Here is a 442-nt window from a genome sequence, read left to right as displayed (position 1 = left end):
CCACCCGCCTAACCCCGAGCGCCATTTCCCTTTCCAACGCCAAAACTTTCTGGGGTGTATGCCGCCACACTACCGGCATCCGCCTCAACTGGCGGCTCATCGGCGCGCCCGAATATGTCGCCGACTACGTCTGCCTGCACGAACTCGCCCACCTGCGCCATCCCGACCACAGCCCTGCGTTTTGGGCTCTGACCCACTCGATCACGCCGCATGTTGACCAAGCCGAACAATGGCTGAAGGCGCACGGCAGCGAATTGTTCCGCCTCGGCTAAGTCTTATCCGGCAGCATTTTTCCGCAGGCAAACACCAGCCCAAAGCAAAGAATCAATGCCCTCCAAACAAATCATGTAGCCGCGCGTAAAATCAGGTTTATCCGCTTGCCGCCACTCATACCTACCGATAAGATGATGCCATTCTCAAAACCCTTTTCATAAAGGAAAAC

General features: G+C 56.1%; 1 protein-coding gene. It reads left to right on the top strand.

What is annotated here, in order from left to right; all coding sequences use genetic code 11:
• The coding region (locus ACTHUM_RS19830; protein ID WP_440403985.1) for a M48 family metallopeptidase at window positions 1–272 on the top strand (272 nt) is incomplete at its 5' end.
• Window positions 273–442 lie beyond the last annotated feature (170 nt).

Source organism: Neisseria sp. P0021.S006 (assembly GCF_051956895.1).
The sequence above is the reverse complement of the archived record's forward strand: the minus strand, read 5'-3'. Positions and strand labels throughout refer to the sequence as shown.